Raw genomic sequence first — 24,927 nt, 5'->3', positions numbered from 1 at the left:
GTGAACGGGGCGGCGGCGGTGGCCGGTGAGCTCACGCCTCTCTCTCTTCAGATGATGTCGCCAGTGCAATCCGGCGGCTTCATTGCTGGTCTGAGCTGAACGGCGGAAGCTCAACCTCGCCGTTTCTTCCTCGCCTTCTTCCCCGGCGCGCCCTTCACGGGCCACGGCATGACCGAAGGCTCCGCGTGGCCCTGTTTGCTCTTATGCTTCTTTTGCTTTCCGAAAGAAGCAGCCTCGCCGAATTTCGGGCCACGCTCGCCGTGAGACTTGCTGCGCGGCTTGAATGCACCTGCCTCGCGCTCGCGATCGCTCTGACGCTCACGGTGATCATCGTCAGCGGGCTCGCGCCTAGGCGCATGTGATCGCTCCTGCGAAGCCGCCTGCCGCTGCGGCCCGTCCGCCATCGGCTCGATGCGGATGCTGTCTTCCTTGTCCGGACGCTTGATCTTGGCGGCGAAGGAGTCCGCGACCCGCTCGGAAATCTCGAACTCGGTGGTGGTGTCCATGATCTTGATGGCGCCGATATCGCCCTTGTCGATGCCGCCGCGGCGGCAGATCATCGGCAGCAGCCAGCGCGCCTCCGCGTTCTTGCGCCGGCCGATGGCGGCGCGGAACCAGACGCTGCCCTCGGCCATGCCATGTTTCGACGAGGACTTCCCGGATTTCGCGCGCGGCTTGCCGGGGCGATCGCCGCCGCCTTCACCTTCAAACCTGTCACGGCCGCGATCGTCGCGCGATTTGCCGCCGCGCTCGCCGGGATCGATGATGTCCTCGGGCGACGGCAGCCGTGCCCGATAAAGCCGCGCCAGCGCGGCGGCGATATCCTCGGGCGAGCGCTCGGCCAGCAACGCCTGTGCCAGCACCAGATCGTCGGCGGTCGTCTCCTCGGTAAACAGCACGTCCTTCATGCGCGCGTGATCGAGGTTGCGGATTTCCTCCGCCTGCGGCGCCGTGCCCCAGACCGCGTCGACGCCTGCGAGATTGAGCAGCAGCTCCGCGCGCCGCCGCCGTGCCGGCGGCACCAGGAGGACGCTCGTGCCCTTTCGTCCCGCACGTCCGGTGCGGCCCGAGCGGTGCTGCATGACTTCGGCGTCGTTGGGCAGATCGGCGTGAATGACGAGGTCGAGGCTCGGCAGGTCGATGCCGCGGGCGGCGACGTCGGTCGCGACGCAGACGCGGGAGCGTCCGTCCCGCAGCGACTGCAGCGCCATGGTGCGTTCGTTTTGGGTCAATTCGCCTGACAGGGCGACCACGGAGAAACCGCGCTCCAGCAGCGCCGCCTGCAAATGCCTGACGTGATCGCGCGTGCTGCAAAACACCAGCGCGCTTGGCGCCTCGTAAAAGCGCAGCACGTTGACGACTGCGTGCTCGGCATCGGTGGGCGCGATCCGGATCGCGCGGTACTCGATATCGGCGTGGCCGCCTTCGTCGCCCGCGACCTCGATCCGGAGCGCGTCGCGCTGATATTGCCTGGCCAGTGCGACGATGCCGCGCGGAAACGTCGCCGAGAACAACAGGGTGCGGCGCGCCTCAGGCGTGGTCTCGAGGATGAATTCCATGTCCTCGCGAAAGCCGAGATTGAGCATCTCGTCGGCTTCGTCGAGGACGACCACCTTCAATTCGGAGATGTCGAGACGGCCGCGACGCAAATGGTCGCAGAGCCGGCCGGGCGTGCCGACGACGATATGCGCGCCGGCCGCAAGCTCGCGCTGCTCGCGCCGCGGATCCATACCGCCGACACAGGAGACGACGCGCCCGCCGGCATGCCCATACAGCCAGGCCAGTTCGCGTTGAACCTGCAAAGCGAGCTCGCGGGTCGGCGCCACGATCAGAGCAAGCGGCGCGCCGGCTTCGTCGAACCGCTCGGCCTCGCCGAGCAGATCCTTGGCCATGGCAAGGCCATAAGCCAGGGTCTTGCCGGAGCCGGTCTGGGCCGAGACCAGGAGGTCGCGGCCAGAGGCCTCGTCCGCAAGCACGGCGAGCTGAACGGGAGTCGGGGAATCATAGTTCCGCTCGGCCAAAGCTCGGGCGAGCGGCGGGGTCAGGGCCGGAAAAGACACGGGATGGAGAACCTTGGTTAATTCAGGCGCGCAAACGGTGAACCGGCAGACCTGAGCTCGCGTGCGCGGCAAACGGCACGGCCGCACGCCGGATGTGATCTGGGCGCTCTTTACGCCAAGTGCGCTGAAATCACCATGCCTATGATGCATGACCTGCCAGAGAACCGCGCCTGAAGGTTGCGAGGATTTGCCAGCCGGCAATTTGCTTGCCGCCCTCCTAATCCCTGGAGGTCGCCAGCTTGCTGAAGCTGCCGACCAGCTTCGCCCTCGCCCGCGCAACAATGTCTCTTGCTGCAAAGGTCAAGGTGCGGATGGCGCGCCAAGCTTCGGTTGCCTGCAGCCACGCCTTCACCTCGGCGAACTTGCCATAGGCCCAGGCGAATGCCGGAATCCGCATCAGCTTGTCACGCGTGAGATGGAACAGGCGCTCGACCAGAACGAGCTTGAGCAGCTCGCCGATGATGAAGGTCGCCGCGCCGCTCAGGACTTGGCCAGTTGCGGCAAGGTAGGCTGCCAGGGGCTTGACCGGCTCCAGAATGATCACGGGCACGGAAAACAAGGCGAGCGAAGGATAGGGCGGCAGCGACCTGATCCAGGCCCGCAATCGCGCGAATTGGAGGTGCCGCTCAACCCAGCGCGAAATTGGCCGCGCGACGGCCATGAAAACCGCGTCCACAAGGAAGTAGACGGCGGCCAGGACGTAAGTGACGGGTTTCAGAATTCGCTTCACGGCACCTCTCCCGTGAACTGAAAGCCGGAACTTGGGCCTAAGTTTCACCGCAGCATGAGGAGTTCGCGAATTCCCGATGGAACTTTCTGGGCGGTTCAGATCTCCGCATAAATCTCAAGCAAATTTCCATCGGGGTCGCGGAAGAACAGCGTGCGATGGCCAAAGGACTGGTTGGTCGGCGGCGACAGCAGCCCCACGCCCCGCCGCACGAGTTCGTCGGCGCACGCATCGACTTCAGTTGCCGACACCTTGAAGGCCAGTTGCAGCGAAGCGCTGCCCGACGGCGTCGGCGCATCAGCGGCGGTCCGGCTCGGCCGTGCCAGCGCCAGCGTGTTGCTGCCGAGGCCGTACTCGATCCAGCCCGGTGAAAGCTCGCGCAGCAGGGACAAGGCGAGCACGTCCTCGTAGAAGCGCCGCATCGCCGCCATGTCGCGCACGAAGATGACGGTGTAGTCGATCGCGCGGATGGCGCTGAAGGGCGAGCGGGGCCGGTTCGGTTCGAGAGTCTGTTCGTTGCTCATCTCGTCATTCATTCCAAACTCCGACTCGTAGCCCCGCAAGGAGCCAACGGTCGGCGCAAAGCGCCGCTCGCTTAACGGAGAACATGACCTACTCCACCAACTCCGGCCACGGCACGATGGTCGACTTCACCGTCTTCATCGCCATCGCGTCCTTCACGGCCTGCGCGATGCCGGCTTCCGTGAACGGATAGATCGTCTGCATCTTCAGCCAGGGATACCTGTCGCGCGTGCGGTAGAGCATGTCGACGCCGAGCGGCAGGTCGTTGCCGGTGAAGCCCCAGGATCCCAGCACATTGAGATCCTTGGTGCAGATACGGTGCCAGGAGGTCTCGATCGAGCCGGCGTCGGTGAACTGGCCCATCTCGACATAGGTGCCGCCGTCGCGCAGCATCTCGATGCCTTCGGGGCCGGCTGAGGGGTGTCCCGAGCAATCCATCACGAGATCGGCGCCGAAGCCGCCGACGATGTCGCGCACGCGTGCGATGCGATCTTGCGGCGACTTCAGTTCATCGATATTGACGGTCGCCTCCGCACCGAATTCGCGCGCGAGGCGGAGCCGCGGCTCTTCCGGCGCGCCGACGCAGATGACGCGCCCTGCCCCCATCTCCTGCGCGGCTGCGACCGCCAGAATGCCGATCGGACCGGAGCCCTGGATCACCACCGTATCGCCCCAAGAAAAACCGCCGGCGCGGGTCGCGCGATTGAAGGCGCGGATGCAGGACGTCAGCGGCTCGGACAGCGCGCCCAGCCGCAGCGACATGTCGTCGGGCAACTTGTAAATCTTGGTGCCCGGCAGCATGTCGAGATCGACATAGACATATTCGGCCCAGCCGCCCCACATATGGGGCGCCTTCTCGAAGCCGAGATAGCGGCCGTAATAGACCGGCGTCAGGCACTTGTTGGCGACTTGCGGATAATGGATGCAGTAATAGCAGCGTCCGCAAGGCATCAGCGGCGGGATCATCACCTTTGAGCCGACCTTCAGCGGCTTGCTCATGAAGTCCTCGGTGAACTCGTCGCCGCATTCGACGATGACGCCGCCGAGCTCGTGGCCGAGCGTGAACGGCCAGGGCAGCGGTTTCGGCCAATGCCCCTTGAGAATATGCAAATCGGTGCCGCATACCCCGCAGGCGCCGACCTTGATCAGCGCCGCCTTGCGGCCGACCTTCGGCCACGGCACGGTGCGGATGACAGGCTCCGAGCCCGGTCCTGCGTGAGTGCAGACGCGGATGGATTCCATGGCTGTGTCCTCGCTGCCCGTCTGTTATGGTTGATTGGTGCGGGCGTGAGGCGAAACCTATGTGAGATGCACCGTTGTGCCAAGCGCGAGTCTCGTAGTCTGCATGCAGCAGAGCGGAATGCGGGCTCTGCGGCCCCGGATTGCGCTGCACGCCATCCCGGCGATGATCGAGGAGAATGCCGATGCTGCGTGACTATCAGCCGGCGGATGCGGAAGCGGTCAGGCGCGTCGCTCTCGCCGCCTTCGCGCAATTCGAGCAGGACTATTCCGACTGGCCGACGTTTACAGCCAACGTCGCCAAGATAACCGCGCTTTCCGGGACGGGCGAGATCATCGTCGCCGAAGACGGTGGTAAGATCGTCGGCGCCGTGGCTTATATCGGCCCACGGCAGCCAAAGCCGCCGTTCTTCGATCCGGCCTGGCCGATCATCCGCATGCTGGTGGTCGACCCCTTCGCGCGCGGCAAGGGCATTGGCCGGCAACTCACGGAAGAGTGCGTTCGCCGCGCCGAGCGCGACCAGTCGCCGATCATCGCACTGCATACCACGCCTATCATGACGGTCGCTCTGCCGATGTACCTGCGGATGGGATTCGAGAAAGTGCGCGAGGCGCCGGATATCTCTGGCGTGCCTTATGCGGTCTACGTCAAACGGCTCGACTAGCGGCAGGGTCGTAGCCCGCAAAAGCTGTCGTTCAACACCATGGCGCAGGCGCTGGTGCAGCTCAACGCACCATTCGACATCCGCGGCCGCGTCGTCGGCTCGACAACCCGGCCGGACTCGGGATGCGCGCCTTCAGCGGCATCACCGTCGGGCTATCAGACGCCGCGATCGGCATTCACTGGCCTCTCGGCCGCGGTACTGCTGGCGCTGCTCGGCCTGCTCTATGGGCGCGCGGCGAAGAAGTCAGCCGGTTGACTCCGGCCTCTCTCCACCGCACGCTCGAGGCAGTGGCTGGGGAGATCACGCTTTGCGCAATCGCTGGGGCATTCTTGCGATCCTGTTCGTCGTCCGCCTCACCATCGCGTTCCAGTTCCAGAGCGTGGCCGCAGTCGCTCCGCTCCTGCAACAGACTTTCGGCGTCGGGCTCGCCGACATCGGCATCCTGATCGGGCTCTACTTCACACCGGGCGTGGTGCTGGCGCTGCCAGGCGGGGCGATCGGCCGGACTCTCGGCGACAAACCCACCACGATCGCGGCACTGCTGCTGATGACGGCCGGCAGCCTCGTCATGGCCGTCACAGAGGTCTGGGGCTGGCAGATGGCAGGCCGGCTCGCCTCCGGCGCCGGCGGAGTGCTGCTGACGGTGCAACTCACCAAGATGGGCACCGACTGGTTCGCCGGAAAGGAGATCGCAACCGCGATGGCGATCTTCGTCAACTCCTGGCCGGCCGGTGTTGCGATCTCCTTGCTGGTGCTGCCGGCGATCGGCACCGCCTATGGTGCGGGCGCCGTATTCCTGTCGGCGGCTGCGCTGACCGCGATCGGTATCGTGCTGATCATGTTTTATCAGCCGCCGCCGGGTGCAACAGCCGGCGCGGCCGGTTCGGCACGCCTCGATCCTCCGGCCCTGCTGGCGGTCATCGTCGCCGGCGCAATCTGGGGTCTCTATAATGTCGGCTTCGCCATGATCTTCTCGTTCGGCCCGTCACTGCTCGCCGAGCGCGGCTGGAGCATCGCGGCGGCAGGGTCGGCGATCAGCCTCGTGATGTGGCTGTCGGTGATCTCAGTGCCAGCAGGCGGCTATCTGGCCGATCGATTCAAACGGCCCTTTATACTGGCGACCGCGGCGAGCCTCATCGTGGCCCTGTTGCTGGCCTGGCTGCCGCGAACGGACGCCGTTATCACGATCCTCGTCCTGATCGGGCTGATCGGCGGCCATCCGGCCGGCCCCATCATGAGCCTGGCCGCCCGCGTGCTTGCGCCGGAAACGAGGGCTATCGGGATGGGCGTGTTCTACACGCTGTTCTATGCCGCGATGATGCTGGGGCCGGCGATCGCGGGTCGGCTCGCCAACTCGGCCGGGACCGCCGCAGCCGCGCTCGACCTCGGCGCGCTGACGGTGCTGGCCTGCCCGCCCTTGATGTGGCTTTTCGAGCGCATTGTGTCTGTCCGTGTCCGGCGGGTGCGATCCTAACGCGGCATTAACCCTATGCACCTTAGGGTCGTGCCGGACTCCGCCCGGGCGGGGGGTCGGGTGTTGGAAATGGCGTTGGCGAACAAAAAATTTCTTCCGGCCGCCGAGGAGCGCCGGCGTTTCCAGCGGGTGAAAGTGCACCTGCTCGGCCGTTACATGCTGCCGGACCGCCGCGAATTCCCCTGCCAGGTGATCAACATGTCGCCGGGCGGGCTGGCACTGCTGGCCCCCGGCATCGGCAATGTCGGCGACCGCGTCGTCGCCTATCTCGACCATATCGGCCGCGTCGAGGGCAAAATCACCCGGATCATCGACAATGGCTTCGCCATGACGATCGGTGCGACGCCGCGGAAGCGCGACAAGCTCGCGGCGCAGCTGACCTGGCTCGCCAACCGTGACATCCTCAATCTGCCGGAAGACCGCCGCCACGACCGTATCGTGCCGCGCAATCCGATTGCGGTGCTGACGCTCGAGGACGGCACCAAGATGACCTGCCGCATCATCGACCTGTCGCTCTCGGGCGCCGCGATCGCCGCGGAGAACCGCCCGCCGCTGAAATCGATCGTCCTGCTCGGCCGGGTCCAGGGCCGGGTGGTCCGAAACCTCGAAGACGGCTTCGCGCTGGAGTTCATGCACGAGCAGCCGGCCGAGACACTCGAAGAGAGCGTTACCGCGCGGTAAAGCGCGACGGCGTCAAAACACCTGCATTTCCAGCCTCGAAAGCGGCCTCCGCGATGCGGACGCCGCCTTTTTCGTGCGTGGCGACCGACCCCGTGCGGGTTAACGCGAGGGTTGCAGCTGTGCGCAAACAACGGCTTCGGCAGCGTTTGCCGCGTTAATACGTAAAAATTGAACCAATTGCATTCATTTCAAATTTTACGAGAATTCGATTCAAGTATAGTTCGAATTCGCCGCGCGTTTTACTTGCATTCGTCTTGACTTGACTTGGATGACTTAGCGGCAACTCAAAAGCTCCGTGCGAAATGTGGTCCCAACAAGAACGGGGGCCGCAATGTTTGATTTCAGGGGACAGGGGAAAGGGCTGGCGCTGGCTGCCATGCTCTTCGGGTTTAGCGCGGCAGCGCAGGCCGGCGAAGGCCGTCTGCTCTACGCGAGCCTCGGCGACACCACGCGTGCGCCGATCGGCTGGGTCGAGTTCTGTGCCGACAATGCCGCTCAGTGCCAGGGCGGGCCGACGCAGGCACGCGATATCGTGATGTCGCAGGCTGCATGGCGCGACCTCATCAAGGTCAATCGCTGGGTCAATGAGACCGTGAAGCCTTTGACCGACCAGGAGCACTGGGGCGTGATCGAGAAGTGGTCGCTGCCGTCAGACGGTTACGGCGACTGTGAAGACTACGTGTTGTTGAAGCGCAAGATGCTGATCGATGCCGGATGGCCGCGCGAGGCCCTGCTCATCACCGTCGTGCGCGACAAGAAGGGCGAAGGCCACGCGGTGCTGACGGTGAAGACCGACAAGGGCGAGTTCGTTCTCGACAATCAGAACGAGAACGTCCTTGCCTGGACGGAGACCGGCTACCGCTTCGTCAAGCGCCAGTCGCAGAGCGATCCCAACGTCTGGGTCTCGCTGGGCGATACCAAGCCGGCGGTCTCGACCGCCAGCGCGAGAGATTGATCGTCACCCAAAGAAAGAGTCACGCGGCCCGGTCACATCCCCACCCCTCCCCGTCCCAGACCGGTTCGCGCGCGGCCAGCCATCCCCCAATGGCTGGCCGCAACTTTTTGAGGGAATTGCCGCTCACTCCGCGGCTTCGAGATTAGCGGGTCTATCGACCTCGCCCAGCGGCGACACGGCAGGACCATTGAGCGCGGTGCCGTCGGGCGCGAACTGCGAGCCGTGACATGGACAATCCCAGCACTGCTCCAGCGCATTCCAGTGCACGACGCAGCCGAGATGGGTGCAACTGGCCGAGTGCAGATGCAGACGTCCGTTGCGGTCGCGGCAAGCGGCAATCTTCTTCAGGCCGCTGCGGACGAGACGCCCCTCGCCCGGCCGCAGCCGTTCGACGCTCGCAATCTCGCTCGCCGCAAGATATTCCGCAAAATTCTTCAGCGGCGTGATGTTCTCGCTGATGAACTCGCCGATGTTCTTCTGGATCTTCCGTGACGGAGCGTAGATGTCTTGCCACGGGCTCGCGCCCGTCGTGATCAGATCCGTCAGCAAGAGGCCGGCGACGAGCCCGTTGGTGATCCCCTGCCCGGAATCGCCGCTGACGATGAATAGATGCTCCTCGCCGGGGCTGCGGCCGATGAAGCCGGCGAAATCAACCGGCTCCAGCACCTGGCCGGACCAGCGATGAGTGACCTCGCGCAAACCGGGCAGGCGATCGCGGGCCCAGCGCTCGAGCGCATCAAGGCGCTGTGCGCCGTCGTTCGCTTCGCCCGATTTATGATCTTCGCCGCCGATGATCACGATGTCCTCGTCAGCTGAGAACGGCTGGAGCCGGACATAATGATAGGGATCGAGCGTATCCCAATAGAGCGCATCCTCCAGCGCGCCGGCCGCAATCTTCGCCGCAAGCGCATAGGTGCGGTAAGGCGCCTGCTTGGTGTGGATCGCCACCTGCACATTGACGGGCGAGTTCGTCGCGACCACCACGTCGGCGGCATGGACCTCGTGACCCGAGGCCGTCGTCACGACCATGTCGCCGTGGCGTTGACCGATGCTCTCAACACAGGTGTTGCTAAAGAGCCGCACACCCCGCCGCTCGAGTGCACGCGCTAAGCCCGCGAGATATTTGGTCGGGTGCATGCGCGCCTGGCTTGGAAAGCGCAGCGAACGCACCTGGCCCTTGGCATGGAACGGGGTTGGCTCGATGCAATTCTCGACGGGAATTCCGAGCTTGCGACAGCAATCCAATTCCTTGTCCAGCTCCGATGCGGGCGTTTCGGGCGCCAGCACCCAGTAACCGTCGACGCGTTGAAAATCACAATCGATGTGCTCGGCACCCTGGATGGCCTCGGCGCGATCGATCGCGGCAGCAACGCTCTGATAGTAGCGGAGCGCGCAATCATACCCGCGCACCCTCACCAACTCGTCGTAACCGTCGTCGAGCGCGGTGGCCAGGTGGGCAGTGGTGCGCGCCGTCATCCCGCTGCCGATGCCGCCGCGGTCCAGCACTACGACCGAGCGTCCATGGCTGGCGAGCTCATAGGCGACCGATAGCCCGGCAATTCCAGAACCGACAACGACGACGTCCGTACCCATCGTACCGGATAGCGCCGGGGCATCGGCAACCGAAACATCCATCCAGAGCGATCGGGTGTGCTCGTCTCGTACATTCATGACAGTACTCCTCGAAGCAACAAACGATGCGACGGGACCAGGGTTCCTCTCCGACCGCCGGCGAGCGGAAATGCCAATCGAAGATCACCACATTCATTAGGAACCTTCATCGCGCTCGCGCTTGAAACGGCATGAAAAATCCATCACCCGGAATGCGCAGGGCGTTACGTCAAGCCCAATTGTACGGACACCTGCTCGTCCGGAATGACAGGCTGTATTACCCAGGAGGCAATCATCCGATCTGCTCGATCCAGCTTGCACGCGAGATGGTCAGGTCAGGATGGATGACCAAGCAGGACGGCGAATACGAGATCACGCCTGACGGGCAGCTTGCCGCCGAAAGCGAGTACAGTCGCTGATGCGCCCGCTGGGTCCAGCCGCAACTTCGGCAAAAACCCGGTCCTGACCGTCGAGCCAGAAACAATCCAAGCCGCAGGTTATAAGCGGCGCAGAGACGCGCGCGTGTCAGTGCACGAGACTGTTTTTGTAGATCCTGCCGTCCTTCATAATCACCACAAAATTCTTCGAGGGATCTTCGATGAGCCTGATGTCGTCGAGCGGATTTCCGTCGACGAGCAGGAGATCGGCGAGCGCCCCCTCCTCCACGACGCCGAGCTTGCCGGGATAGGGATCCCGTAGACCGGAGAGGCGCAGCAGTTCCGCATTGGTTGACGTCGCCATAGTCAGTGCTTCAGCCGGCGTGTACCAGCGCGTGAGCGCGCTCAGCAACGCACCTTGCTTGTCCGCAGTGCCTTCGAGAACAAGACATCGGTACCAAACGCGGTTTTGATGCCGTACTTTCTTGCCAGCGCATAAAGGCGGTCAGTGCCGGCAACCACCTGCCGCATCTTGTCCTGCTCGGCAGGCCCAAGTGCGGTCGCGCCGGCGAGATCCAGGAACGGCTGTGTGCTCAGCCATATTCCCTTTTCCGCCATCAACCTTGCGCTCGCCTCGTCCATGAGGTGACCGTGCTCGATGCATCTGACGCCGGCGGCGATCGAGCGTTGGATCGCGACCGGGGTATAGGCATGGGTCGCGACATAGGTGCCCCAATTGTCGGCCGCCTCAACCGCGGCGCGGAGTTCGGGCTCGGTGAAGGTCGAGACATCGAGCGGGCTGAACGGCGACGCGACACCGCCGCCCGCCGCAAGCTTGACCTGCGAAGCGCCTTGCATCAGTTGCTCGCGCGCCCGCATGCGGACCTCGTCGGGACTGTCGGCGACCATGCTGCCGCCGATCCGCTCCATGCGGCTGAGCATGCGACCGATCGTGCGCGGCAGATCCGAAAGCTGGCGAAAATCGCCATGACCGCTGGTGATGGTGATCATGGCGCCCGAGGGGTAGATGCGAGGGCCGGCAACGAGATCCTCGTCGATGGCCTGCTTCAATCCGAACGAGGGTCCACCCATATCGCGCACCGTCGTGAAGCCGCGCATCAGCGTCGCAGTTGCCTCGGCCGCGGCGAGCAGATTGTTGTAGCCAACATCGCCTGCGAGCGCGGCCATCGGCGTCGGGCGCACCAGCATCGCATGCCAGTGTGCGTCGATCAGCCCGGGCATCAGCACGCGGCCACCGCCGTCGATTGCCAGACCGGCAGCAGTGGCGTCGCCGGTTGAGATCTTCTCGATGGTGTTGTTCCGGACAAGAACGCTGGATGGTGCAGAGAGCGAAACGGACTTGCCGTCGAATATCCGGACGTTGCGGAACAGGATAGCGGAGTCCTGCTGCGCCGATACTGGTGACGGAAGACCGAAGACGCCTCCAACGAACCAAAGCGCCATGACAGCCCGCAGGAGCGTCGCCGGCCTACGCCAACTCGACATAAGTAATCTCCGCGGCGCTTACGCAGGCTTTGCCACGGGGAGCCACGCAAAAGCCAGCCACCCGATGCCGTGAGACAACAAGTCGATGCCGAGCAACAGTCCCAGAACCCACAGCCCGGTCATCGGAAAGCCCGTGAGGATGATGAGTCCCGCTAGAACACCAAATACGCCCGACGCGAATATCATGCCGCCGCCCTGCTGCCAGCGGCCGATGCCGATCAGCATGCGTACGACACCGGAGACCAGCAGCGCAATGCCGAGCACATAAGTGAGCAGGAGCGCTCCGGTCAGCGGTTGGGTGACCAGAACAATGCCGAAGGCAATATAGAGCATGCCGAGGATGATCTGCCAGACGAAGCCGCCCCAGCCCCTGGTCCAGAACGCGTGGAAAATTTCGAAAGCGCCCGCGGCGATGGCCATCCAGCCAATGAACAGCGCACTGACCACGGTGAAGAACGCGATGTCGCCGAGCACCATCAGCCCCGCGAGCACCATGAACAGACCCAGCAGCACACAGACCCAGCGAGGCGGTTGCGGCAGGCCGGTCGCGCCCATGGGTGCGCTATTGTCGTAAGTTGTCATGACATCCTCCTCGGTTTACCTCCAACGCCATCCGCAATGATGGCGGCCACGGTGCCACCAGCACTCCCAGCGCCGACGCCGCCGATGCCAAGATGGCGGGCGAGGCCGTGGACGCTGTGGCGGCCGACGCGCCGGGCGTTGGCCGGAGTCCTGTAACGGACGGGCAGTCTGCTGCGCAAAGGTGCCGGCGACGGGCTCGCGTCTACTCGGAACGGGACGATCCTTTGGCTCCGGCAGGGCCACAGCATCGTACGACCCGAGGGTCACTCCTGCACCAGCGACAATCACGCCTCCCAACAGCGTCCGCAACGCGGCGCGTCGATCCATCTCGCTTACTGATCTCATTCCTGGGTTCTCTTTCACGAAATCCTCTGCCCTTCTTCAACGCAGGTTTTCGCAGCGACTTCATCGCTTGGGATCTCACCCGGCAGATAGTTAGGAAGCTGTCCGGCCGGGATGATCGCAATCAGGGCGAGACCCGCCATGATCAAGAGTCCAATCTTGAGCGCCCGCAGCCGTGCCTCAGTGTTCACCCGCACGGCTTCCGCGACCTGCTGCGGCGATCCGCTCGTGCCTTCCAGCACGGTGCGCAGGCGGTCGTTGCTGACGAAGGTGATGTTGTCGAGATCGACCTGGGCCTGCAGCTCCGGCGTCAGCACGGGACTTGCCGTGATCCTGCCGAGTGCGATGGTGCTAAGTAGACCGACCAGAAGAGCTCCTGCGACCGCGGTCCCGACTGCGGCGGCAAGATTTTGCGTCGTGCCGCGCAAGGAGCCGACGTCACCGGCGAGTGCTTTTGGAGACGCTGTCACGAGGACGTTGAACAGCAGCGTCACCAGCGAGCCCTGACCAATGCCGAACAGGAAAAGCCCGAACAGCACGGGAATTTCGCTCCAGTCGTTGCGCACGACGAAGGCGAGCCAGACCAGCGCGATAGTGCAAACCGAAAAGCCGTAGCGGCCGATCTGGCGGGGCGTTAGTCGCTCGTAGACATTGACGATCAGCATCGCCGAGAAGAAGACCGTGAGGTTGAACGGCATCATCGCAATAGCAGTCGCAAGCGGCGAACGCCCCTGCACGATTTGGATATAGAGCGGCACCGTGAAGTTCAGTGCAGCCTCTAGCGCGACCACCGCGAACAGCGCAAAGACCGCGCAACGCTCCTCCGGCGAATCGACCACCGCCAAGGCCAGCAGCGGCGTCTTGCCGGCGGCTTGCCGCCTGTGCGTCCACAGCAGGAATGCCTGGCCCAGCACGATGCCGAGCAAGATCATGACTGGGGCGGGCGAAAGGCCGAACAGATCAAACGGTGCGTTCGGGGTCGCCACCGCCAGCCCCCAGCCGTTCAGGTTGTTGAAGCCGAAGCTGATGAGGATGATCGCGGTCGCGGCGAGCACCACGCCGACGATGTCGATCTGCACGTCAGGCCGACCGTGGTCAGGTTTGAGGCGGAAGCTCATGAGAAAAACGATAGCGGACGCCGCGATCAGAATTCCGAACGCCGGCCGCCAGCCGATATAGGTTCCAAAGACGCCGCCGACCACAAACGCCAGCACACCGGCAGCCGCACGGGCCGAGCCGAGCGCACCTAGCGCGGTTGCCTGCTGGCGGCCCGCATAATTCTCGGCAACCAGCGCGACCAGCGAAGGCACGATCACCGAACCCGAGGCGCCGCACAGCGCTTGCGCGGAAATCATGACCGATGCAGACGGGCTGAACGTCATCATGAGCTGTGAGACGAAGAACAGCACCACCGCGCCGCGGAACACGTGCACCGCGCCAAACCGTTGAGCAAGCTTGGCGCCGAGCATCACGAAGCCGGCAACCAGCATGGAGTAAGCTACGATGCCTGTCGCGACCGTCGTCGGCGCGACGCCAAAGCTCTCGACCATTCCACCCATGGCCACCGGCAGCGAAGCCACGTTGAATGACATGATCATCTGGCCGAGCGCGATTGCGATCATGGGAACCCATGAGGCGCGCTCCTCCTGGTGAATGCCGCCGATCGACATTGTCTGCGTGGCCATGACGTCCTCCAGCTTGATCGGCGTTGCGACCGGCCAGGCAATGAGCCCACCGATCCTTTCAGCATCGGTTCACTCTTCCGGTTTCGATACGAACAGATCCATTCCCAGCCGCTGCGACAAGAACTTTGCGGCGAGTTGCCCCCGCACGCTGTTGCCGGCCGCATCGAGCGGCGGCGCGAAGGTGCCGAAGCCGCCCTTGCCTGGGGACACCGCGACGATGCCGCCGCCGATCCCGCTCTTGCCCGGCAGGCCGATGTCGTAGAGCCAGTCGCCCGAGGTCTCGTAGAGCCCGGCTGTGATCATAACAGCCAATGCGTAATGGCAGATCGAGGCATCGACGACGCGCTGCTTGGTCACCGGGTTGACGCCGCCGTCCGCAAGCGTTGCGCCCATGACTGCGAGGTCGCGCGCGCTCACATTCAGAGAGCACTGCCGGGTATAGAGATCGGTCGCTTCCTTTGCGTCGCAGTAGATGCAATCATAGCTCTCCAGCAGCCGCGCTATGCTGCGGTTGCGAAAATTGGTCTCCGACGCCGAGGCGTAGACCTCTTCGTTGAGCGGCAGCTTGCGACCGGCAAAGCGCGACAATCCGTCATGAATGAATGCCCATCGCGCCGCTGCGGTAGCGCCGGGCGCCAGGCTGGTCGTCGCAATCGCGCCGGCATTCACCATCGGGTTGGTACGGCCGCTGCCCTGCTCAATCGCGGCGAGCGAGTTGAATGGGAGACCGGTCGCGTTCGCGCCGAGCTTGGCGCGGGCCTCCTCCGGCCCGATGGCCTCGCAGATCAACGCGAACAGGAACGGTTTTGACACGCTCATGATGGAGAATTCGTAGTCGGCATCGCCAGCGCCGTAGACCTGCCCGCTTGTCGCAACGACACAGACGCCGAACAGCTCACTCGGCACGCGCGCGAGCGCGGGGTAGACCTGCGAGTTGGTTCCATCGCGATTTGATTGAAATCGTCGCTGTGCCTCGGTCACCAGCGACTGCACGGCCTCCGCGCCGGGCAGATGGCCGGTCGAGACGTAAGCCGTCTCTCGTTCGTCAGCCAGAGGACGCGCCATGGCACCACTCCGCAGAACGGATTCAACTGATGTCGGCTCCGTTCTATAACTCGACGCTCGCCGCCAGTTGATTCCCCCAACTCGAGCGAGTCAATTTACAACCACAAGGCGATTTTGCAGACCTGCCATACGACTCCACAAGAGATGCAGCGACCGCGCGATGCAGCGGGAATTTCCGGCATATGCGTAAGCCTCGCTGTCGAGCCATGTATCGAACTCTATTCAAAAGCAAATACCGACCGAGATAAGACTCAAGGTCAGATTGTAATTCGCTTGCGCTGGAGTACGATCATGCGCGGCTGCAAAGGATCATAGGGCGAAAGAGAAGCGCGAAGAAATCCACATTAGGTGAACGAGGCGTAACATGGTGGCACAAACGACTGACGGACATGTCCTGCTGGTCAAAAAGCTCGGCGGCCTCTTCGCAATCATCATCGGATGCTTGCTGACGGCAGTCGGCGTGACCTTCGAATCCAGCGGGACGACTTTCTTCGGCGTTCTCTTCCTGGTACTTGGCGCCGGTTTACTCGTGCTGAAAATCGTCAAACGAAACGAATGATCTTCGTTGCCATAGACAACTGACGCGGTTCGCTCAGGCGCCGAGCACATCGACCAGCCGCAGCTCATCGGCGGCGGGATCTTTCAAGAACAGCTCGGCCTCGATCTCGGTCAGATGCGACAGCATCTGTGCGCGCGCCGCCTCCCTGTCGCGCTTGCGGATCGCGGCGACGATGCCGGCGTGGTGATCGGTGCCGCAGGCCGGCGTGTCATGGCGGCGGTAGAGCAGGATGATGAGCGAGGAACGCGCGATCAGCTCCTTGAGGAAGCCGAGATAGATGCTGTGGCCGCCCATCTCGGCGACCAGACGGTGAAACTCGCCGGAGAGGCGGACCGAGGCGCGGGCGTCGCCGCGCAGTTCGGCCTCGCGTTCTTCGGTGAGATGGCGCTGGAGACGGTCGATCCAGGCCGGCGATACCGCGTCGATGGCGTGACCAATGATCGTCGGTTCGATCAGGCGGCGCGCCTCGAACACTTCGCGGGCATCCGCAGGCGTCGGACGTGCGACGAAGGCCCCGCGGTTCTTCTCGATGTTGACGATGCCTTCATGCGCGAGCTGTTGGAGCGCGGTGCGGACCAGGGTACGGCTGGCACCGTAGATATCGCCGATCTCGTCCTCGCCGAGCTTCGTGCCGGGTAACAGGCGGTGCTCGAGGATCGCGGCGGTCACGCCCTCCCGGATACGACTGACGCGATCGCTCGCGTCCGGCGCGTCGAATTTCGGGCGGGTCTTGGCGGCCATGGATGTCAGGCTCGATCGAGGACGTTCGGCGGCGAATGTTAGTCGACGAGCTGTATCCAATCACAGGCGAAACTTTATACAATCTTCGCCCGTTTTGTGTGCAGGTGATTGCGCAGGCGGCAGGCAGCCCGGATCGGCCAGATTCATCTAACGATCTGACTCCGCTGCACAGTTTTGAGAAATTGACCGCCGAGAGTCGTTGGCACGGACCTTGCGGAGAGAGGCGGGAAGCATCGCCCACCGTCGGACACGCCATGGCCACTCCTGCCGCTCTCGAACTGGTTGCCGTCACCAAACGCTACGACGCGACGCTGGCGGTCGACAATATCAACCTGAAGATCCCGGCCGGCACCTATTGCTGCCTGCTCGGCCCCTCCGGCTGCGGCAAGACCTCGACCCTGCGCATGATCGCGGGCCATGAGGCGGTCAGCGAGGGCGACATCATCCTGGGCGCGCAAAACGTCACCGACCTTGAGCCCGCCAAGCGCGGCACGGCGATGATGTTTCAGTCCTATGCGCTGTTTCCGCATCTCAGCGTCATCGATAACGTCGCTTTTGCGCTGAAGATGCGTGGCATCGACAAGCCGACGCGCCACAAGCGCGCCGGCGAATTGCTCGAACTGGTGGCGATGAGCCCCTATGCCGGACGCCTGCCCGCACAGCTGTCCGGCGGCCAGCAGCAGCGCGTGGCACTCGCCCGCGCGCTGATCACCGAGCCGCAGATTCTGCTGCTCGACGAGCCGCTCTCTGCGCTCGATCCCTTCCTGCGGGTGAAAATGCGGGGCGAATTGAAGCGGCTGCAGCGCGAGCTCGGCATCAGCTTCATCCAGGTCACCCACGGCCAGGAAGAGGCGATGGCGCTCGCCGACCACATCGTGGTGATGAACCACGGCCGGATCGAGCAGCAGGGCACCGCGCGCGAGATATTCCACCGTCCCCGCACCGAATTCGTGGCGCGCTTCATAGGTGGCCATAACGTGCTCAACGATTCCGGCAAGCTGATCGCGGTGCGCGCCGATCAGCTCGGCATCGTCCCGTTCACCGACGGCGCCTTCGGCGCGCCGGCGCTTTTGACCCAGACCGAGTACCAGGGCTCCTTCATCGCCGTCTCGCTCACGCTCGACGATGGCACCGCCCTGTTCTCCCACGTTCCCGAGGCCACCTTCGACGTCCACCCGTTCCGTCCGGGCGATCGCGTGCTGGCCACCTGGGATCCCGCCAAGGCGCAACGCCTGCAATAGCGCCGATCGATCACCGGAATGCGCAACAGAGGAGTGACTGATATGACCGAGAGTACCTGGACGAAGGACGTCAGCCGCCGCACGCTGCTCAAGGGCACTGCAGGTCTTGCCGGCCTCGCCGCCGGCTCCGGCGCGATCACCGGCTTTCCATATGTGAAGTCGGCCGATGCGAAGGTGCTGCGCTATCTCGGCACCGCCGTAAACGAAGGCGACGACATCTCCAAGCAATGCCTGAAGGACACCGGCATCAAGATCGAATACATCACCGCGACCACCGACGACGTCACCAAGCGCGTGATGACCCAACCGAACTCCTTCGACGTGCTCGACACCGAATATTTCTCGCTCAAGAAGATCGTGCCGTCCGGCAACATCCTTGCCCTCGACGCCAAGAAGATCAAGGAATTCGACAACATCACGCCGGTCTTCACCAAGGGCGAGACGCCCGGCGGCAAGAAGATCGGCGGCCAGGGCACCGCGCCCTGGAAGGTGCTCTATCTCGAAGGCAAGGACTCCAAGAAGTTCGCGACGTCGGCGACCGAATTCGTCACGTTGATTCCGACCGTCTACAACGCCGACACGCTCGGCATCCGTCCCGACCTGATCAAGCGCCCCATCAGCTCGTGGTCCGAGCTGCTCAATCCCGAATTCAAGGGCAAGGCTTCGATCCTCAACATTCCCTCCATCGGCATCATGGACGCCGCGATGGTCGTGGAGGCCTCCGGCAAGTACAAATATGCCGACAAGGGCAACATGACCAAGGAAGAGATCGACCTCACCATGAAGGTGATGACCGAAGCCAAGAAGGCCGGCCAGTTCCGTGCCTTCTGGAAAGACTTCAACGAGAGCGTCAACCTGATGGCTTCGGGCGAGACCGTGATCCAGTCGATGTGGTCGCCGGCGGTGACGAAGGTGCGCTCGATGGGCATTCCCTGCACCTTCCAGCCGCTGAAGGAAGGCTACCGCTCCTGGGCCTCGGGCTTCTGCGTCTCCAAGGGCGTCTCGGGTCCCAAGCTCGAATGGGCCTATGAGTTCGTGAACTGGTTCTTGTCCGGCTACGCCGGCGCCTACCTCAACCGCCAGGGCTACTACTCTGCCGTGCTCTCCACCGCGAAGGCCAACATGGAGCCTTACGAATGGGCCTACTGGATGGAGGGCAAGCCGGCCGAAAAGGACATCAAGGCGCCCGACGGCTCGCTGCTCGAGAAGGCTGGCGCCGTGCGTGACGGCGGCTCCTACGAGGACCGCATGGGCGGCGTCGCCTGCTGGAACGCCGTGATGGACGAGAACGACTACATGGTCCGCAAATGGAATGAGTTCATCGCGGCGTAATGGACATGTCGGAAGAGGTCCTGCAACAGGCGGCCCCGGGCTTGATCCCGGGGTCGGGCACAGCGCGCGCCGCAAAACTGACGCGCCTGTCCCCGTCCTTCATCTCCTGGCTCCAGGCCGGGCCGATGATGCTGGTGTTTCTCGCCTTCTTCCTCATCCCGCTCGTCTTCGTCGTCATCGTCTCGTTCTGGGACTACAACGAATACCAGCTGCTGCCGGCCTTCTCGGGCCGCGGCTACACCGACACGTTCGAAGGCTGCATCGCGCAGCTCCCCGATCTCTGCACAATCGGGCGCACCTACGTGATGACGCTGAAGCTGTGCTTCATGGTCTGGGCCATCACGCTCTTCATCGGCTTCTGGGTCGCCTACTTCCTCGCCTTCCACGTCAAGTCCAAGACCTGGCAGATGGGATTGTCGCTGCTGTGCACGATCCCGTTCTGGACCTCCAACGTCATCCGCATGATCGCCTGGATCCCGTTGCTGGGCCGCAACGGCCTGGTCAATTCCGGCCTTGTCAAAGCAGGACTTATCAACCAGCCACTGGAATGGCTGCTGTTCTCCGAATTCTCCGTGGTGTTGGCGCTGGTCCACCTCTTCACCTTCTTCATGGTGGTGCCGATCTTCAATTCGATGGTGCGCATCGACAAGTCGCTGATCGAGGCCGCCTATGACGCCGGCGCGAGCGGCTTCCAGACGCTGGTCAACGTCATCATCCCGCTGGCAAAGCCCGGCATCGTGATCGGCTCGATCTTCGTCATCACCATCGTGATGGGCGACTTCATCACCATCGGCGTGATGGGCGGCCAGCAGATCGCCGCCGCCGGCAAGATCATCGAGACGCGGGTGAACGCGCTGCAATTCCCGGCCGCCGCGGCGAACGCCGTCATCCTGCTCGCGATCACCTTCTCGATCATCACCATGATGTCGCGCATCGTCGACATCAAGAAGGAGCTCTAGAGCATGACGGAAGGACGCCCGCGCTCTTTCTACGTGCTCGCGATCTTCTTCGCGGCCTATGTGCTGTTTCTCTATGGCCCGATGATCGCGATCTACGTGCTGTCCTTCCAGGGGCCGCAGGGCGGCCTCACTTTCCCGATGAATGGCATATCGACCTTCTGGATCGCGAAGCTGTTCCAGGGCACCGGCATCGTCGATCTCGGTGCGGCTTTCCGCCGCTCGCTGCTGCTCGGCATCATCGTGATGATCCTCACGGTCGTGCTGTCAGTCGCCGCCGGCATGGCCTTCCGCCGCAAGTTCAGGGCGCAGAGCATCCTGTTCTATTCGGCGATCGCAAGCCTGATCGTGCCCTCGATCATCACCTCGCTCGGCATATCGCTAGAATTCCGCATTATCGACGACTTGATCAAGGCGCATTGGAACGAAAACTTCGAGACCTCGATGGGCCTGCTCACTTCGGGCCTCGGTGCCCACCTGACCTGGACGCTGCCGTTTGGCCTCTTGATCATGTTCGCGATCTTCAACCGCTTCGACCCCAGGCTCGAGGAAGCCGCACGCGATCTCGGCGCGACGCCGTGGCAGACGTTCCGCCACGTCGTGCTGCCGATCATATTGCCATCCGTGATCGGCATTGGCCTATTCGGCTTCACGCTATCCTGGGACGAACTCGCCCGCTCGAGCCAGGCAATCGGAGCTGTTAATACATTGCCGCTGGATCTGCAGGGCCTCACCACCACCGTGACGAACCCGGACATTTATGCTCTCGGCACTATCATCTCCGCCGTCTCGTTCACGGTGATCGCTCTTGCGCTCGGCACCATCCACATGCTCAACAAGCGGCAGGCGGCCAAGGGCTCGGACGCTGGCAAGGGACTTGTCTGATCCGATGCGGCTTCACGTCGTCAATCCCAATACCACTGTTGCGATGACGACGAAGATCGCCGCTGCCGCGGGCTCCGTTGCCCTGCCCGGCACCGTGATCGATGCGCGCCAGCCGGCGATGGGCCCGGTCTCGATCGAGGGATTTTACGACGAGGCCTTTGCCGTCCCCGGCATGCTCGGCTGCATCCGCGAGGCTGATCGCGACGGCGCGGATGCGCACGTCATTGCCTGTTTCGATGACACCGGCCTCGACGCGGCGCGCGCTGCCGCGAAGGCCCCGGTGATCGGCATCGGCGAAGCCGGCTTTCATATGGCAAGCCTGATCGCGGCGCGCTTTGCCGTGGTGACGACGCTCGCTGTCTCCATCGTGCCGATCGAACATAACTTGCGAAAATACGGTCTCGCCGAACGCTGTGCCCGCGTGCGCACCGCCGAGGTGCCCGTGCTCGCGCTCGAGGAGCGCAATGCCGATGCCCTCGGCAGGATCTCCGCGGAGATCTCGGCCGCGATCCGTGATGACCGCGCCGAAGCCATCGTGCTCGGCTGCGCCGGCATGGCTGATCTCGCCGCCGGGCTCGCCGCCGCGCACGGCCTGCCCGTTGTCGACGGCGTCGCGGCCGCCGTGACGCTGGCGGAATCAGTGGTGCGGCTCGGGCTAACGACGTCCCGGCTCGGGCCCTATGCCGCGCCGCGCTCGAAGACCTATTCCGGGCCATTTTCGCAATTTCAGCCCTGATCCGTGCTCCCGACGGGCCTTGGGACGCTTCAACTCCCGCTGATTGCTGGTTTTTTTGCCCTTAGCCTCTTTTTGGTCCCATTCCTTGCCGAAACGTAAGGCTTTCGGGACGCCCCGGTGATCCTCTGGGTTGCCGGTCTTCGCCACTCACCAAGTTTCAATTTGGGTTTTGTCAGCGATGATCGATCTCGCACAGGACACACCATCCGCCCCTCTCCTTCGCCTCGGCGCCCAGCCGATCGCGCTGACCGCGGCCGCGCTTCTCCTGCTGATCGCCGGCGTGACCTCCATCGCGGCCTGGCGTGCCTATACCGGCGCGGCACCGGAGACCGACCGGCTGGTAGCATCGCGGCAGCTCCAGGCCCGCACCGCACAGGCGTCCGAGCAACTCGTCGAGAAGACCAAAGGGCTGGAGGCGACCCAGCAGGAATCGATCGATCAGCTCCAGGTCGTGCAGGACCAGCTCCAGACCATGAAGCGGCTGATGGCGGCGCAGCAGGCCGACACCAAGCGCCTGTCCGAGCAGGTCGCGGCGCTGAGTGAGTCCGTCGACGGCTTACGGCAATCCTTTGCCAGCGCCCGGGCCAGCGAGGCCGAAACAAACTCGGTTACCCGCAGGAAACCGGCGCGGCACCGCGTTCAAGCCAGCGCGGGCAAGCGGTCGCGCGGCTGAGCAACTCACGATACCGGCGAATTTTTTCGACTTGTGAACTGGATCACATTCGCGCGTGTGATTCCGCGCGATGCTTGCGATACCGGATGGCGTGAGCCGATTTCAATGTCCGGGGCTGGCAAGGTCGTTGACGGTATACTGCGTCAACGGCCTTGTTTTTTGGTGGGCCGGCTACTCGCCAGGGATGCTATTCGCAGACATCCACGCGGCGGTATCGCCATCCCGCAGGCGTCATGACCCGCTTGCGAACGACGTAGCAGCCGCCGTAACCATCGTCATAGCCGGCACCATAATAATAAGGGCTGCCGTAATACGGATAGCGATAGCCATAATAAGCGCCGTAATAGCCGGCGCCGGCAAGCCCCGCTCCGATCGCGACGCCCGGCCAGAAGCCGCCGCCGTGCCAATGGCCGTGGCCGCCATGGCCCCAACCGCCACCGCCCCAGCCGCCATGACCGAATCCGCGCGCCTCGGCCACTTGCGGCGCCGACAGTCCGACCGCCGCGACGGTCACGGCCGCCATGATCATCTTGCCTAACACCACTCGATCCTCCGCGTGGATACGCTCCACGCTTCAAAGCAGGATCAAGCTAACGTCACTTCGACATTTCTGACAGCCGCGCTGTCTCACTTCCGCGCGAGCGTCAGCAGCCGCGGCAGATGCTTTTCATCTTCTTGTCGAGCAGCCGGTTCTCGGCGTTGACGGTGGCATCAGCCGCCCCACCTGCGCCACCGCCGGTGGCGACTCCGGAGCCCGGGCCGGATGATTGAGCCGTACCCAGGCTGTTGGTCCCGGGCGGCGGAGCCGGCGAGTTGGCGCTACCCCCCGTCGGTCCCGCGGAGCTTCCAGTCGATCCCACAGAACCTCCGGTCGAGCTCGCAGAGCCTCCGGTCGATCCGGCAGAGCCGCCGGTCGCTTGCGCGAACGATACGGCCGGAATCGCCGCGAGTGCGAGGATCACCATCATGGTCTTGGTTGCGGACGATCTGGCAGACATTGGAAATTCTCCTTTGCCGGTCAACCGCTGCCGCGATCACCTGTTCCGGAACAAATGCCCTCACATCAGCTTGAAAGCGAGGAGGCCAAATCACGATGAACCATCGCGACCCCTTTGCTGAAGGCGAACGCGCTGCGCGCGAAAGCATCCCGGCAGAAGCCAATCCCTATTCAGACGGCAGCGACGAGCATGCGCTATGGGCCGCCGGCCACGAGAAGGTGGCAGGCGCGATCGAGGCGGGCGAAGCCGAGGGCATGTGACGAGAGGTCGTCTGCAGCCGCACCGGCTGGACCGACACGGGCGGCGGGCATCTCAGCCGATCCGCTTCAAGCCCTTCTTGAAGCGGGGACCGTTGGCCACGTAGAACTTGGCCGCACTCCCCATCTTCTGGACCTGGGCGTCTTCGAGCGTGCGGATCACGCGCGCCGGCGAGCCGATGATCAGCGAGCGCTCGGGAAACGCCTTGCCCTCGGTGATGACGGAGCCGGCGCCGACGATGCTGTTGCGGCCGATCTTCGCGCCGTTCATCACGATCGCGCCCATGCCGACGAGCGCGCCCTCCTCGATGGTGCAGCCGTGCAGGATGACGTTGTGGCCAACCGTGCAGTTCCTGCCGACGTGAAGCGGGAAGCCGAGATCGGTGTGACAGGTCGAGCCGTCCTGCACGTTGGCGCCTTCGCCGATCTCGATCCATTCATTGTCGCCGCGAAGCACCGCGCCGAACCAGACGCTCGCGCCCGGCTTCAGGCGCACACGGCCGATCACGGTGGCGGTCTCCGCGATGAAATAATTGCCGTCGGCGGGAAGATCGGGCGCCTGCCCGTCGAGCTCGTAGATCGCCATGGAGGTCTCCTGTCAGGATGATCCTGGCATAGCGAAACGGCGGCCTGGACGCAAAGGCGCCGCCACGCAGAGCGTCCAGTCGCGCCGGAGGCGTCAGCCCAGCACGCCGGCTGCGCGCAGCGTCATCAGGAAGAAGGTGCCGCTCATCATGCTCCAGAAGCCGGCAATGAGGGTCGCCATCATCACGAATTCGGCGCGGCGGGTTTCCACACGGATGCCGCGGAGCGTGTTGCGCATGATGATGAAGGGCGCCGCGAAGACCAGGAACGGCACGGCCGCGAAGGTCTTCGGCGCGACGCCGTCCTGCAACAAGCCGAAGCCGGCGGGACGCTGCGCGAACGCCTGGTATCCGTTCACGAGCGCGCCCGCGAGCGCGAAACCGATGCAGATCGAGAAGAAGGTATTGAGAGCTTCAGGTGTCATCGGAACGGTCCGCCCTTACGCGACGCTGGCGCCTACCTGTGACAAATCG

Annotated in this window: 26 protein-coding genes and 2 pseudogenes; 14 read left to right on the top strand and 14 right to left on the bottom strand. The window is 63.8% G+C overall.

The window, feature by feature from the left end; all coding sequences use genetic code 11:
* Window positions 1–110: 110 nt before the first annotated feature.
* The 4 genes from IVA98_RS27195 to IVA98_RS27180 form a co-directional block, all read right to left on the bottom strand.
* Window positions 111–2,060, bottom strand: coding sequence for a DEAD/DEAH box helicase (locus IVA98_RS27195; protein ID WP_247355798.1), 1,950 nt, complete (start codon window positions 2,058–2,060; stop codon window positions 111–113).
* A gap of 217 nt (window positions 2,061–2,277) precedes the next feature.
* The gene (locus IVA98_RS27190) at window positions 2,278–2,790 is read right to left on the bottom strand and encodes a hypothetical protein (RefSeq protein ID WP_247300583.1); all 513 of its coding nucleotides are present in this window, start codon (window positions 2,788–2,790) and stop codon (window positions 2,278–2,280) included.
* Window positions 2,791–2,885: 95 nt separating this feature from the next.
* Window positions 2,886–3,323 carry a VOC family protein gene (locus IVA98_RS27185; RefSeq protein ID WP_247300582.1) on the bottom strand — a complete coding sequence of 146 codons (438 nt, stop codon included), beginning with the start codon at window positions 3,321–3,323 and terminating at the stop codon, window positions 2,886–2,888.
* 76 nt (window positions 3,324–3,399) lie between these two features.
* Window positions 3,400–4,551, bottom strand: a complete 1,152-nt coding sequence (locus tag IVA98_RS27180; protein ID WP_247334626.1) for a zinc-binding dehydrogenase — start codon at window positions 4,549–4,551, stop codon at window positions 3,400–3,402.
* 182 nt (window positions 4,552–4,733) lie between these two features.
* Here IVA98_RS27180 and IVA98_RS27175 point away from each other — a divergent pair, with 182 nt between their 5' ends.
* The 5 genes and pseudogenes from IVA98_RS27175 to IVA98_RS27155 all read left to right on the top strand — a co-directional run bounded on the left by IVA98_RS27175 (window position 4,734) and on the right by IVA98_RS27155 (window position 8,323).
* The gene (locus IVA98_RS27175) at window positions 4,734–5,213 is read left to right on the top strand and encodes a GNAT family N-acetyltransferase (protein ID WP_247334627.1); all 480 of its coding nucleotides are present in this window, start codon (window positions 4,734–4,736) and stop codon (window positions 5,211–5,213) included.
* Between the two features lie 21 nt (window positions 5,214–5,234).
* Window positions 5,235–5,468, top strand: a pseudogene (locus IVA98_RS27170) (MFS transporter); the annotation flags it as partial.
* Between the two features lie 52 nt (window positions 5,469–5,520).
* A complete protein-coding gene (locus IVA98_RS27165) occupies window positions 5,521–6,687 on the top strand; it encodes an MFS transporter (protein WP_247300579.1) in 1,167 nt (388 codons plus the stop codon).
* A 69-nt stretch (window positions 6,688–6,756) separates the two neighbouring features.
* Window positions 6,757–7,368, top strand: a complete 612-nt coding sequence (locus IVA98_RS27160; RefSeq protein WP_080134316.1) for a PilZ domain-containing protein — start codon at window positions 6,757–6,759, stop codon at window positions 7,366–7,368.
* A 331-nt stretch (window positions 7,369–7,699) separates the two neighbouring features.
* Window positions 7,700–8,323, top strand: a complete 624-nt coding sequence (locus IVA98_RS27155) for a transglutaminase-like cysteine peptidase (RefSeq protein ID WP_247280055.1) — start codon at window positions 7,700–7,702, stop codon at window positions 8,321–8,323.
* 123 nt (window positions 8,324–8,446) lie between these two features.
* Here the strand turns inward: IVA98_RS27155 and IVA98_RS27150 are convergent, their stop codons facing one another.
* On the bottom strand, window positions 8,447–9,994 hold the full coding sequence (locus IVA98_RS27150; RefSeq protein WP_247296356.1) for an FAD-dependent oxidoreductase: 1,548 nt from the start codon (window positions 9,992–9,994) through the stop codon (window positions 8,447–8,449).
* 131 nt (window positions 9,995–10,125) lie between these two features.
* On the opposite strand from IVA98_RS27150, the gene IVA98_RS27145 reads away from it, so the two are divergent.
* The gene (locus IVA98_RS27145) at window positions 10,126–10,353 is read left to right on the top strand and encodes a hypothetical protein (protein WP_247280057.1); all 228 of its coding nucleotides are present in this window, start codon (window positions 10,126–10,128) and stop codon (window positions 10,351–10,353) included.
* Window positions 10,354–10,459: 106 nt separating this feature from the next.
* Here IVA98_RS27145 and IVA98_RS27140 read toward each other — a convergent pair.
* The 4 genes and pseudogenes from IVA98_RS27140 to glsA all read right to left on the bottom strand — a co-directional run bounded on the left by IVA98_RS27140 (window position 10,460) and on the right by glsA (window position 15,491).
* Window positions 10,460–11,775 (bottom strand): annotated as a pseudogene (locus IVA98_RS27140) (metal-dependent hydrolase family protein).
* A 60-nt stretch (window positions 11,776–11,835) separates the two neighbouring features.
* Window positions 11,836–12,399, bottom strand: coding sequence for an HdeD family acid-resistance protein (locus IVA98_RS27135; RefSeq protein ID WP_247355797.1), 564 nt, complete (start codon window positions 12,397–12,399; stop codon window positions 11,836–11,838).
* Window positions 12,400–12,758: 359 nt separating this feature from the next.
* On the bottom strand, window positions 12,759–14,426 hold the full coding sequence (locus IVA98_RS27130; RefSeq protein ID WP_247355796.1) for an MFS transporter: 1,668 nt from the start codon (window positions 14,424–14,426) through the stop codon (window positions 12,759–12,761).
* Between the two features lie 69 nt (window positions 14,427–14,495).
* Window positions 14,496–15,491, bottom strand: a complete 996-nt coding sequence (gene glsA / locus IVA98_RS27125) for a glutaminase A (RefSeq protein ID WP_247355795.1) — start codon at window positions 15,489–15,491, stop codon at window positions 14,496–14,498.
* A 364-nt stretch (window positions 15,492–15,855) separates the two neighbouring features.
* Here glsA and IVA98_RS27120 point away from each other — a divergent pair, with 364 nt between their 5' ends.
* The gene (locus IVA98_RS27120) at window positions 15,856–16,050 is read left to right on the top strand and encodes a hypothetical protein (RefSeq protein WP_247296348.1); all 195 of its coding nucleotides are present in this window, start codon (window positions 15,856–15,858) and stop codon (window positions 16,048–16,050) included.
* A gap of 33 nt (window positions 16,051–16,083) precedes the next feature.
* Here IVA98_RS27120 and IVA98_RS27115 read toward each other — a convergent pair whose 3' ends face one another.
* The gene (locus IVA98_RS27115) at window positions 16,084–16,791 is read right to left on the bottom strand and encodes a GntR family transcriptional regulator (RefSeq protein ID WP_247296345.1); all 708 of its coding nucleotides are present in this window, start codon (window positions 16,789–16,791) and stop codon (window positions 16,084–16,086) included.
* A gap of 254 nt (window positions 16,792–17,045) precedes the next feature.
* Between IVA98_RS27115 and IVA98_RS27110 the strand changes: the two genes are divergently transcribed.
* The 6 genes from IVA98_RS27110 to IVA98_RS27085 all read left to right on the top strand — a co-directional run bounded on the left by IVA98_RS27110 (window position 17,046) and on the right by IVA98_RS27085 (window position 22,614).
* On the top strand, window positions 17,046–18,032 hold the full coding sequence (locus IVA98_RS27110; protein ID WP_247296343.1) for an ABC transporter ATP-binding protein: 987 nt from the start codon (window positions 17,046–17,048) through the stop codon (window positions 18,030–18,032).
* Between the two features lie 18 nt (window positions 18,033–18,050).
* Window positions 18,051–19,364, top strand: coding sequence for an ABC transporter substrate-binding protein (locus tag IVA98_RS27105; RefSeq protein WP_524536416.1), 1,314 nt, complete (start codon window positions 18,051–18,053; stop codon window positions 19,362–19,364).
* Window positions 19,364–20,323 (top strand): ABC transporter permease, encoded by a 960-nt coding sequence (locus IVA98_RS27100; RefSeq protein ID WP_247355794.1) that lies wholly within the window; start codon window positions 19,364–19,366, stop codon window positions 20,321–20,323. The genes IVA98_RS27105 and IVA98_RS27100 overlap by 1 nt, the downstream gene beginning before the upstream one ends.
* Window positions 20,324–20,326: 3 nt before the next feature.
* Window positions 20,327–21,205 carry an ABC transporter permease gene (locus tag IVA98_RS27095; protein WP_247296337.1) on the top strand — a complete coding sequence of 293 codons (879 nt, stop codon included), beginning with the start codon at window positions 20,327–20,329 and terminating at the stop codon, window positions 21,203–21,205.
* Window positions 21,206–21,209: 4 nt separating this feature from the next.
* Window positions 21,210–21,941 (top strand): aspartate/glutamate racemase family protein, encoded by a 732-nt coding sequence (locus tag IVA98_RS27090; RefSeq protein ID WP_247296451.1) that lies wholly within the window; start codon window positions 21,210–21,212, stop codon window positions 21,939–21,941.
* Between the two features lie 178 nt (window positions 21,942–22,119).
* Window positions 22,120–22,614 (top strand): hypothetical protein, encoded by a 495-nt coding sequence (locus IVA98_RS27085; protein WP_247296334.1) that lies wholly within the window; start codon window positions 22,120–22,122, stop codon window positions 22,612–22,614.
* Window positions 22,615–22,801: 187 nt separating this feature from the next.
* On the opposite strand, the gene IVA98_RS27080 is transcribed toward IVA98_RS27085, so the two are convergent.
* Both IVA98_RS27080 and IVA98_RS27075 read right to left on the bottom strand, forming a co-directional pair.
* Window positions 22,802–23,155: a hypothetical protein gene (locus IVA98_RS27080; protein WP_247296332.1), complete on the bottom strand. Its 354-nt coding sequence runs from the start codon at window positions 23,153–23,155 to the stop codon at window positions 22,802–22,804.
* Window positions 23,156–23,258: 103 nt separating this feature from the next.
* Entirely contained in the window at window positions 23,259–23,612 is a 354-nt protein-coding gene (locus IVA98_RS27075; protein ID WP_247355793.1) for a hypothetical protein, read from the bottom strand.
* 95 nt (window positions 23,613–23,707) lie between these two features.
* Between IVA98_RS27075 and IVA98_RS27070 the strand changes: the two genes are divergently transcribed.
* Window positions 23,708–23,872: a hypothetical protein gene (locus tag IVA98_RS27070; RefSeq protein WP_247296327.1), complete on the top strand. Its 165-nt coding sequence runs from the start codon at window positions 23,708–23,710 to the stop codon at window positions 23,870–23,872.
* Between the two features lie 52 nt (window positions 23,873–23,924).
* Here the strand turns inward: IVA98_RS27070 and IVA98_RS27065 are convergent, their stop codons facing one another.
* Both IVA98_RS27065 and IVA98_RS27060 read right to left on the bottom strand, forming a co-directional pair.
* A complete protein-coding gene (locus tag IVA98_RS27065) occupies window positions 23,925–24,455 on the bottom strand; it encodes a gamma carbonic anhydrase family protein (protein WP_247296326.1) in 531 nt (176 codons plus the stop codon).
* A 93-nt stretch (window positions 24,456–24,548) separates the two neighbouring features.
* Entirely contained in the window at window positions 24,549–24,878 is a 330-nt protein-coding gene (locus tag IVA98_RS27060) for a DUF6949 family protein (RefSeq protein ID WP_247280070.1), read from the bottom strand.
* Window positions 24,879–24,927: the final 49 nt, after the last annotated feature.

The organism is Bradyrhizobium sp. 160 (assembly GCF_023073735.1).
Lineage (GTDB): Bacteria > Pseudomonadota > Alphaproteobacteria > Rhizobiales > Xanthobacteraceae > Bradyrhizobium.
The sequence above is the reverse complement of the archived record's forward strand: the minus strand, read 5'-3'. Positions and strand labels throughout refer to the sequence as shown.

Excerpts from the sequence above, each read along its gene's own strand:
- IVA98_RS27185 (WP_247300582.1), bottom strand. The coding sequence starts at position 3,323 with ATGAATGACGAGATGAGCAACGAACAGACTCTCGAACCGAACCGGCCC.
- IVA98_RS27180 (WP_247334626.1), bottom strand. The coding sequence starts at position 4,551 with ATGGAATCCATCCGCGTCTGCACTCACGCAGGACCGGGCTCGGAGCCT.
- IVA98_RS27175 (WP_247334627.1), top strand. The coding sequence starts at position 4,734 with ATGCTGCGTGACTATCAGCCGGCGGATGCGGAAGCGGTCAGGCGCGTC.
- IVA98_RS27160 (WP_080134316.1), top strand. The coding sequence starts at position 6,757 with ATGGCGTTGGCGAACAAAAAATTTCTTCCGGCCGCCGAGGAGCGCCGG.
- IVA98_RS27155 (WP_247280055.1), top strand. The coding sequence starts at position 7,700 with ATGTTTGATTTCAGGGGACAGGGGAAAGGGCTGGCGCTGGCTGCCATG.
- IVA98_RS27150 (WP_247296356.1), bottom strand. The coding sequence starts at position 9,994 with ATGAATGTACGAGACGAGCACACCCGATCGCTCTGGATGGATGTTTCG.
- IVA98_RS27145 (WP_247280057.1), top strand. The coding sequence starts at position 10,126 with ATGAAAAATCCATCACCCGGAATGCGCAGGGCGTTACGTCAAGCCCAA.
- IVA98_RS27135 (WP_247355797.1), bottom strand. The coding sequence starts at position 12,399 with ATGACAACTTACGACAATAGCGCACCCATGGGCGCGACCGGCCTGCCG.
- IVA98_RS27130 (WP_247355796.1), bottom strand. The coding sequence starts at position 14,426 with ATGGCCACGCAGACAATGTCGATCGGCGGCATTCACCAGGAGGAGCGC.
- glsA (WP_247355795.1), bottom strand. The coding sequence starts at position 15,491 with ATGGCGCGTCCTCTGGCTGACGAACGAGAGACGGCTTACGTCTCGACC.
- IVA98_RS27120 (WP_247296348.1), top strand. The coding sequence starts at position 15,856 with ATGGTGGCACAAACGACTGACGGACATGTCCTGCTGGTCAAAAAGCTC.
- IVA98_RS27115 (WP_247296345.1), bottom strand. The coding sequence starts at position 16,791 with ATGGCCGCCAAGACCCGCCCGAAATTCGACGCGCCGGACGCGAGCGAT.
- IVA98_RS27110 (WP_247296343.1), top strand. The coding sequence starts at position 17,046 with ATGGCCACTCCTGCCGCTCTCGAACTGGTTGCCGTCACCAAACGCTAC.
- IVA98_RS27105 (WP_524536416.1), top strand. The coding sequence starts at position 18,051 with ATGCGCAACAGAGGAGTGACTGATATGACCGAGAGTACCTGGACGAAG.
- IVA98_RS27100 (WP_247355794.1), top strand. The coding sequence starts at position 19,364 with ATGGACATGTCGGAAGAGGTCCTGCAACAGGCGGCCCCGGGCTTGATC.
- IVA98_RS27095 (WP_247296337.1), top strand. The coding sequence starts at position 20,327 with ATGACGGAAGGACGCCCGCGCTCTTTCTACGTGCTCGCGATCTTCTTC.
- IVA98_RS27090 (WP_247296451.1), top strand. The coding sequence starts at position 21,210 with ATGCGGCTTCACGTCGTCAATCCCAATACCACTGTTGCGATGACGACG.
- IVA98_RS27085 (WP_247296334.1), top strand. The coding sequence starts at position 22,120 with ATGATCGATCTCGCACAGGACACACCATCCGCCCCTCTCCTTCGCCTC.
- IVA98_RS27075 (WP_247355793.1), bottom strand. The coding sequence starts at position 23,612 with ATGTCTGCCAGATCGTCCGCAACCAAGACCATGATGGTGATCCTCGCA.
- IVA98_RS27070 (WP_247296327.1), top strand. The coding sequence starts at position 23,708 with ATGAACCATCGCGACCCCTTTGCTGAAGGCGAACGCGCTGCGCGCGAA.
- IVA98_RS27065 (WP_247296326.1), bottom strand. The coding sequence starts at position 24,455 with ATGGCGATCTACGAGCTCGACGGGCAGGCGCCCGATCTTCCCGCCGAC.
- IVA98_RS27060 (WP_247280070.1), bottom strand. The coding sequence starts at position 24,878 with ATGACACCTGAAGCTCTCAATACCTTCTTCTCGATCTGCATCGGTTTC.